Raw genomic sequence first — 7,053 nt, forward strand, 5'->3', positions numbered from 1 at the left:
GCCAGCGAGCCGCCGAGCGTGCCGCGGTGCCGGACCGCCGGGTCCGCGATCAGCGCCGCGGTCTCGGCGAGCAGGCCGCAGTGCTCCTTGATCAGCGGGTTCCTGGTCAGCTCGTAGTGCGTGGTCATCGCGCCGATCTCCAGGGCGTCCCCGGCATCCCGCACGCCGCGCAGCTCGTCGAGGCCGCCCAGATCGACGAGCCGCTCCGGGTAGGCGAGCCGCAGCCGGAGCAGCGGCAGCAGCGACTGGCCGCCCGCGATCACCTTGGCGTCGTCGCCGCCTGAGACGAGCGCCCGCACCGCCTCATCGACAGAAGAAGGCCGTACGTAGTCGAACTTCGCCGGGATCATCGGGTACCTCCGCGAGCTTCCTGGATGGCGCGCCATACGCGTTCCGGCGTGCACGGCATCGGCACGTCGGTCACGCCCAGCGGGCGCAGGGCGTCGACGATCGCGTTCACCACGGCCGGCGTGGACGCGATCGTGCCGGCCTCGCCGACGCCCTTGACACCCAGCGGGTTGAGCGTGGAAGGCGTGGTCGTCCGCGCCGTCGTAATCGACGGCAGGTCGGCGGCCGACGGCACCAGGTAGTCCGCCAGCGTCGTCGTGATCAGGTTGCCAGAGGAGTCGTACGCGGCTTCCTCGTACAGCGCCTGGGCGATGCCCTGGGCGATGCCGCCGTGTACCTGGCCCTCGACGATCTGCGGGTTCACCACCACACCCACGTCGTCTACTGCCACGTAGGACCTGATCTGCACCCACCCTGTCTCGGTGTCGACCTCCACCGCGCACAGGTGCGTGCCGTGCGGGAACGAGAAGTTGTCCGGGTCGTAGGTCGCGTCGGAGTCCAGCGACGGCTCCACGCCGTCCGGCAGGTCGTGCGCCGCGAACGCGGCGAACGCGATCTCGCCGATCGCCTTGCCCTGGTCTGGGTCGCCGCGCACCGACCACCGGCCGTCCGCCCATTCCAGGTCTTCCGGCGATACCTCGAGCAGGCCCGCCGCGATGATCCTGGCCTTCTCCCGCACCTTGCCGCAGGCCACGACGAGAGCGGTACCGCCGACCACCAGCGATCGCGAGCCGTAGGTGTCCATCCCGCGCGGCGAGACCTGTGTGTCGCCGTGCAGCACCCTGATGTCCTCGAACGGCACGCCGAGCTCGTCGGCGACGATCTGCGACCACGCGGTCTCGTGACCCTGACCGTGCGCGCTCGAGCCGGTGACGACCTCCACCTTGCCGGTGGGAAGCATCCGGATCGAGGCATTCTCCCAGCCGCCCGCCGCGTACCTGAGGGAGCCAAGCACCCGGGAGGGGGCCAGACCGCACATCTCGGTAAACGTCGATACGCCGATGCCCAGGCGGACCTGGGCGGAGTCACCGTTACGTGCGGACTGTTCGGTCCGGAGCTCCTCGTAGCGGAACAGCTCTTTCGCGGTCGCGGTCGCCGCCTCGTAGTTCCCCGAGTCGTAGGTCAGCCCGGCGATCGTGGTGTACGGGAACTCCTCGTGCTTGATCCAGTTCAGCTCGCGCACCTCGAGCGGGTCCATGCCGAGCTCGGCGGCCAGGTCGTCCATGATGTGCTCGATGGCGTACGTCGCCTCGGGGCGGCCGGCGCCGCGGTAGGCGTCGGTCGGCGTCTTCGTGGTGAACACGCCGGTGCAGTTGAACCGGTACGCGTCCATCTTGTAGATCGCGTTGTACATGAACGCGCCGAGCAGCGGTACCCCGGGCGTGACCAGCATCAGGTACGCGCCCATGTCCGCGAGCAGGTCGACGTCGAGCGCGCGCAGCCGCCCGTCGGATTCCGCGGCGATCCTGATCCGCTGAATCTGGTCCCTGCCGTGGTGCACCGCGACGTTGCCCTCAGACCGGGACTCGGTCCACTTCACCGGCCGGCCGAGCTTGCGGGCGAGCAGCAGCGCGAGCACCTCTTCGGCCGTGACCTGGAGTTTGGAGCCGAACCCGCCGCCCACGTCCGGAGCGATCACCCGGATCTGCTGCTCGGGGATGCCCGTGACAAGGGCGAGCATGATCTTGAGGATGTGCGGGATCTGGGTGGAGCTCCACATCGTGTACTCGCCGCCGACCGGCGCGCAGACCACGGCGCGCGGCTCCATCGCCGACGGGATCAGCCGCTGCTGCCGGTACGTGCGCTCGAGCACCACGGGCGCGTCGCGGAACGCCGCGTCCATGTCGCCGTTGGCCAGCGTCCAGGTGTAGGACTTGTTGCCCGCCTCGTGCACCTTCGGCGAGTCGGGCCGCACCGCGGCCTCCATGTCGAGCACGGGCTCGAGCGGTTCGTAGCTCACGTCGATCAGCTCAACCGCGTCCGCGGCGGCGTACCGGTCCCTGGCCACGACCGCGGCGACGATCTCGCCGGCGTACCGCACGGTGTCGACCGCCATCGCCGGGTGATCTGGCAGCACGATGTCCTCGGTGACCGGCCAGGCGCACGGCAGGCTGCCCTGCTCGGCGGCGAAGTCGGCGCCGGAGAAGACGGCGATCACGCCGGACGCCTCCCGGGCCGCCGACAGATCCACCCCGGTAATCCGCGCGTGCGCGTACGGGCTGCGCACGAACGCGACGTAGGTCAGGCCGGGCAGGATGATGTTGTCTGTCCAGTTGGTCTGCCCGGTGATCAGCCGGGCGTCCTCTTTCCTGGCGCGAGCCTTGCCGACCTCGCGCGCGGTGGTTTCCGCGGTGGTCATGCGGTCACCCCCGCGCGGCCAGCGGCCTTCAATACCGCCCTGACGATGTTCTGGTACCCGGTGCAGCGGCACAGGTTGCCTTCGAGGCCGTCCCTGACCTCTTGCTCGGTCGGATTCGGGTTATCCCGCAGCAAGTCGACGGCGGCCATGATCATCCCTGGGGTGCAATACCCGCACTGCAGCGCGTGCTCCTCGTGGAACGCATCCTGCAGCGGGTGCGCTGTCCCGTTGCCCAGCCCTTGTATCGTGGTGATCTCCGCGCCGTCGGCTTGCACGGCGAGCACGGAGCAACTCTTCACGGACACCCCGTTCATCAGCACGGTGCAGGCACCGCAGTTAGAGGTGTCGCAGCCGATGGGCGTGCCGGTACGTCCCGCTTGCTCTCTCAGGTAGTGCACGAGGAGCAAGCGCGGTTCGACGTCGTCGTCGTAGCGCACGTCGTCGACGTTCACGGTAATTTTCATGCGCGGCCTCCTTGCCGTGGCAATGCGCGTGAGATCACCGTAGAACGGCTACCGTAGCCAGCACCAGACCCGCTTATCGCAGGTCAGACCGCCTTTTGGAAGGAACAGTGTTCCTACTGCTGCTAGAGAGGTTGATCAAACTGAGGCCTGCGATGGTTCTGCTATTTCCGAAGTTGGACTACCCTGTTCCCACGGAATACCCCGTTTTTGTGGACATTTTGTGCTAAAACCGTAGCTATCTGGAGAGAGGGGTGTCGCATGGCGACTGCGAAGGGCGCGACAACGATCGTCGAGCAGACAGCGGAGAAGGGCCTTAAGACAGGTGCGCTCGGCCTCGTGTCCAGCGTCGTCATGGGCGTCGCCTCCACGGCGCCGGCCTACAGCCTGGCGGCCACGCTCGGGTTGATCGTCGTCGTGGTGGGTCTCGGCGCCCCGGTCGTCGCGCTGCTCGCCTTCATTCCGATGCTGCTGACGTCGATCGGGTACAGCGAGCTGAACAAGGCCGACCCGGACTGCGGGACCACGTTCACCTGGGCGGCCAGGGCGTTCGGCCCGCGCACCGGCTGGGCGGGCGGCTGGGCGATCGTCGCCGCCGACATCCTGGTCATGGCCAGCCTGGCGCAGGTCGCGGGGCAATACCTCTTCCTGCTGTTTGGCGCTGACGGCATCGGCAGCGACCCGACGAGCGGCTGGGTGCTGTTCGTCGGCGTGGTGTGGATCATCGCGATGACCTACATCTGCTACCGGGGCATCGAGGTGTCCGCGAGGCTCCAGCGTGTGCTGCTCGGCATCGAGATCGTTATGCTGCTGGTGTTCTCGGTGGTGGCGCTCACGCGCGTGGGCACCGGCCACCACCCGGCCGGCTCGGTGACCCCGTCGATCTCCTGGTTCAACCCGTTCCACATCTCGAGCTTCTCCGCGTTCGTCGGCGGGCTGATCCTGATGCTGTTCATCTACTGGGGCTGGGACACCGCGGTCGCGGTCAACGAAGAGACCAAGGACAAGGAGAAGACGCCGGGGCGGGCCGCGATCCTCTCTACGGTCATCCTGCTCGTCACCTACGTGGTCGTGATCCTCGCCGCCCAGTCGTTCGCCGGCATCGGGACGACAGGGGGCGGCCTGGCCAACCCGGACAACTCCGGCGACGTGCTGTCCGTGCTCGGCAGTGCGGTGTTCGGCAGCTCGGGCATCGGGACCTTCCTCGCCAGGCTGCTGATCCTGATGGTGCTCAGCTCGGCGGCGGCGTCGACCCAGACCACGATCCTGCCGACGGCCCGCACGACCCTCTCGATGGCGGCCTACAGGGCGCTGCCCCCCGCGTTCGCGAAGATGCACCCGCGCTACCTCACCCCGACGGTCTCGACGATCGTGATGGGCGCCATCTCGATCGCGCTCTACATTCCGTTCAACTACCTGTCCGGCGGCAACATCATCTACGACGCGGTGACCGCGATCGGCCTGTACATCGCCTTCTACTACGGCCTCACCGGGTTCGCCTGCGCCTGGTACTACCGCAAGAATCTGACCTCGAGCGCGCGCAACCTGTTCATGCAAGGCATCCTGCCCGTGCTCGGCGGCCTGATCATGTACTTCTTCGGCGGCTGGAGCCTGTGGCTGGACTGGGACGTGGCGACAGAGAACAGCTACACGATGTGGACGGTGCCTGGCCTGGGCTGGCAGATCGGCGGGACCTTCGTGATCGCCTTCGTGGCCGCGCTGGTCGGCCTCATCGTCGGCATCTACATGCGGTTCGCCTACCCGGCGTACTTCCGCAAGCAGACCCTGACGAGGAGCACCCCGACGCTCGTGCCCGACGAGTCCTAAGCGGCTGAGCAGAGGAGCCCCGGGCCTTAGGCCCGGGGCTCCTTCACATTTGAGGCTGCGGCGAGTTAGAGGCCGTTCAGCGCGTCCTTGAGGATCTGAGGTGTCCTGGCCGCGGGCTCGGCCTGCAGGCAGAGCTGCTCCATCACCTCGAGGTAGCTGTCGACTTCCGCCGGCTTGTCGAGGTACAGGGCGCTCGTCAGCTGCTCGATGTAGACGACGTCGCGCAGGTCGGGCTCGGAGAACCGCAGGATCGTGAACGGCCCGCCCATCGCGGGGTGCGAGGCGACCTGGAACGGCAGGACTTGCAGCGTGACGGCCGGGTGGTCGCACATGTCGATCAGGTGCTTCAGCTGCTCGCGCATGACCTTCGCGCCGCCGATCGGGCGGCGCAGCGCGCCCTCGTCCACCACGGCCCACACCCGCGGCGGTGTCTCCCTGCTGAGGATGTCCTGCCGGGACATCCTGGCCTCCGCGCGGCGCAGCACGTCTTCCTCCGTCGGAGCGTTGCCCAGCCGGATCAGGGACAGGGCGTAGCCCTCGGTCTGCAGCAGGCCAGGGACGAACTGAAGCTCGTAGTTGCGGATGAACGAGGCCGCGGCCTCAAGCCCGAAATACGGCTCGACCCAGTGCGGCAGGATGTCGGCGTATCCCTGCCACCAGCCCGGCGTATTCGACTCCCTGGCCAGCTTGAGCAGCGCCTCGCGCTCATCGGCGTCGGTGACCCCGTACATGGTCAGCAGGTCGGCGATGTCCCGCTCCTTGAAGCCGACCCGGCCGTGCTCCATCCTGCTGATCTTGGAGTGCGAGCCGCGGATAATGCCGGCCGCCTGCTCCGTGGTGATATGAGCCTGCTCACGGAGCCGTCGCAGGTGCCCGCCAAGCACGAGCCGCTGCACCGTCGGTCCCGCGGATCGCGGTCCGAACAGAGCCTGCGGTACCTCCCAAGCGGAGTCCTCGGACGAGAGCATCGCTACTCCTGGTTACTGGACGGTAGCCCGTAGGTTGCCATTGGGCATGCGCCAGTTTCCCACGAGAGCATGCGTTTGCGAAAGGGGACTAGGTGACAATTCAATAGACGTTCTGAAATCGCCCGTGGCTTTATGCGATCGATTGCGGCGCCTTAGCGTGCCGCCTAGTGCCCTGCTTGGCGAGCAGATTAGAGCACATTATCGAACTCTCCGGCTTTGGCTCCGGCGAGAAATGCGGCTATCTCGGCGCGGGTGTAGACCAGTGCCGGACCGGTGGGGAAGCGCGAGTTGCGGACGGCGATCTCGCCGTCTGGCAGGAGTGCGACCTCCACGCAGGCCCCGTTGGGGTTGCTGTGCTGGCTCTTCTGCCAACTCACCTCGGCGAGCGCGGTGGCGGCGATGCCGTTGTAGCTGTTCGTCATGTTCCTTCCAGTGGCACATCGTGACGTTGTCTGGAGTACCCACCACCAGATCACTGAAAGTGATCTGCTAATCACGTAACGTAGGTTTGGGTCGAATCGGCGCTCCCGCTCGCGCGTAGCAACCCCGTGCGGAGACTCAGGTGCACGGGCCGAATGAACGTGCATCCGGTCTTGCATTTGCACAATATATCAGGCACCATACATGGAAGGCATACCCACATACTGCGACAGACAAGGCTTTTCAGCCCCCCATGACGATGCAGAAAGCGGTTGCGTTGGCTCACCTGAGGGTTGCTTACGAGCCGGACGATGAAGATGACCTTGTCAGCATCCCGTCTTCGCCCGCATCTCCTCCGCAATTCCTGCCGGTGCCTTCGGCTTGGTGGGAAACGCCCGCGGTGACCTCCCGGCCGCTGAGCCCGGTTGCTGAGGAAGCGAGGACTGCCCGTCAGTTTGTCCGTGAGCTGCTCATGTGCTGGGACCTGGGGTACCTGTCGGACGATGCCGAACTCATCATCGCCGAACTCGTCGTGAACGCCGTCAGGCACGGGCTGCGGACCGCGCCGCAGGCCGTCGCCGCCGGGGCACCTGGGGTGACCGGGGCGTCGGCGCTTCGGCTGTGCCTCCTCCGCCGCGTCGGCGAGGTCATGCTGGCGGTCACCGATCCG

Annotated in this window: 6 protein-coding genes and 1 pseudogene; 2 read left to right on the forward strand and 5 right to left on the reverse strand. The window is 67.0% G+C overall.

Annotation, left to right across the window (positions count from 1 at the left end; all coding sequences use genetic code 11):
• From WA805_RS07770 to WA805_RS07780, 3 genes are all read right to left on the reverse strand, one after another.
• The coding region (locus WA805_RS07770; protein WP_425241997.1) for an FAD binding domain-containing protein at window positions 1-350 on the reverse strand (350 nt) is incomplete at its 3' end.
• Entirely contained in the window at window positions 347-2,707 is a 2,361-nt protein-coding gene (locus WA805_RS07775) for a xanthine dehydrogenase family protein molybdopterin-binding subunit (RefSeq protein WP_425241998.1), read from the reverse strand. The genes WA805_RS07770 and WA805_RS07775, both read right to left, overlap by 4 nt.
• Window positions 2,704-3,171, reverse strand: coding sequence for a (2Fe-2S)-binding protein (locus WA805_RS07780; RefSeq protein ID WP_422338798.1), 468 nt, complete (start codon window positions 3,169-3,171; stop codon window positions 2,704-2,706). The genes WA805_RS07775 and WA805_RS07780 overlap by 4 nt, the downstream gene beginning before the upstream one ends.
• Window positions 3,172-3,429: 258 nt before the next feature.
• On the opposite strand from WA805_RS07780, the gene WA805_RS07785 reads away from it, so the two are divergent.
• Window positions 3,430-4,995: an APC family permease gene (locus WA805_RS07785; RefSeq protein ID WP_425241999.1), complete on the forward strand. Its 1,566-nt coding sequence runs from the start codon at window positions 3,430-3,432 to the stop codon at window positions 4,993-4,995.
• Window positions 4,996-5,060: 65 nt separating this feature from the next.
• On the opposite strand, the gene WA805_RS07790 is transcribed toward WA805_RS07785, so the two are convergent.
• Entirely contained in the window at window positions 5,061-5,963 is a 903-nt protein-coding gene (locus tag WA805_RS07790; protein WP_422271486.1) for a helix-turn-helix domain-containing protein, read from the reverse strand.
• 188 nt (window positions 5,964-6,151) lie between these two features.
• Window positions 6,152-6,385, reverse strand: coding sequence for a DUF397 domain-containing protein (locus WA805_RS07795; RefSeq protein WP_422271488.1), 234 nt, complete (start codon window positions 6,383-6,385; stop codon window positions 6,152-6,154).
• Window positions 6,386-6,855: 470 nt separating this feature from the next.
• Here WA805_RS07795 and WA805_RS07800 point away from each other — a divergent pair.
• Window positions 6,856-7,053 (forward strand): annotated as a pseudogene (locus WA805_RS07800) (hypothetical protein); the annotation flags it as partial.

This window comes from Trebonia sp. (assembly GCF_049794275.1).
In the GTDB taxonomy this organism is placed as follows: Bacteria; Actinomycetota; Actinomycetes; order Streptosporangiales; family Streptosporangiaceae; genus Trebonia.

Excerpts from the sequence above, each read along its gene's own strand:
- WA805_RS07775 (WP_425241998.1), bottom strand. The coding sequence starts at position 2,707 with ATGACCACCGCGGAAACCACCGCGCGCGAGGTCGGCAAGGCTCGCGCC.
- WA805_RS07780 (WP_422338798.1), bottom strand. The coding sequence starts at position 3,171 with ATGAAAATTACCGTGAACGTCGACGACGTGCGCTACGACGACGACGTC.
- WA805_RS07785 (WP_425241999.1), top strand. The coding sequence starts at position 3,430 with ATGGCGACTGCGAAGGGCGCGACAACGATCGTCGAGCAGACAGCGGAG.
- WA805_RS07790 (WP_422271486.1), bottom strand. The coding sequence starts at position 5,963 with ATGCTCTCGTCCGAGGACTCCGCTTGGGAGGTACCGCAGGCTCTGTTC.
- WA805_RS07795 (WP_422271488.1), bottom strand. The coding sequence starts at position 6,385 with ATGACGAACAGCTACAACGGCATCGCCGCCACCGCGCTCGCCGAGGTG.